1 protein-coding gene is annotated in these 921 nt (G+C 38.3%); it reads right to left on the bottom strand.

The window, feature by feature from the left end:
* Positions 1 to 200: 200 nt before the first annotated feature.
* On the bottom strand, positions 201 to 677 hold the full coding sequence (locus FW757_RS23105; protein ID WP_182740882.1) for a hypothetical protein: 477 nt from the start codon (positions 675 to 677) through the stop codon (positions 201 to 203).
* Between the last annotated feature and the right edge of the window lie 244 nt (positions 678 to 921).

Here is a 921-nt window from a genome sequence, read left to right on the forward strand (position 1 = left end):
TAACTCTGTGGGTTCAAGGTTAAAAAACAATCAAGTAAAATGTGTAGAACCAGTTCCTAAAAAGAGTAATTCTACAGCCTCAACGCCCGCATAACGGGCAAAAACACGTAGGCTATAATACCGAGCGAAGCGAGGGGAGCCTACGTGTTTTTGTCCCCAGCGAGCGCAGCGAGTGGTTAATGCGTTTGTTAGCTGCCGAACTACTCTAAGTCTTCATCGTAAATACGAGTAAAGTTTTCAAACTCTGTACCAACAAGATCTTTTTCAATAATGCGCTTAGCAACCTCAAAATCGACAACGTAATTACATACTTCCATAGTATCACTGCCAATACTTCCACCATCACAGTGACCTAAGCCAGTCCATCCAAGTGTTTCATTTAGACGATCTTGAAGCCTTGCTCTTTTTTCTAGATCTTGTGGTGTTCCGAAACCGTCTACAGAATACTCAACCATAAGGGTAAATTCTTGCTCGACTTGACTGAATCCCTTAGCAATTAAATCATTAATTTCCTTTTGAATTGCTTTCTGTGGATTTTTAAACAGGCCCTTTTTTAGAACTTTACTCTCGCCAGTCGTTCCTAGTTCTCCCCAGTGAACCGTATGAGATCCATCATCATTAGGCCAAGTTTCCCAGTATTCCTTTTTCTCTTCAGAGAAACGATAGAGTTTTAGCACAAAATATCCTTTAGGCAGCTAACAGCTTATTCAAAGGATCTAAACCCACAAGTTGCAGACAGAAAATCCTTTGAGTTTTTTAATACTTTCAGTCTAACTCTGTATCTAAATGTAAATCAAGGGATTTATATTTGTTGTTTTTTTGTTGTTGTAAAATACAAGAAATAATCCCGCGAGTTGTTGAAAAAAAACTAAATACAACTACTGTTTATATATGGCTGTGTTGTAGTTGAGTGTGGGTATA

It is taken from the genome of Pseudoalteromonas sp. 1181_04, assembly GCF_052850545.1.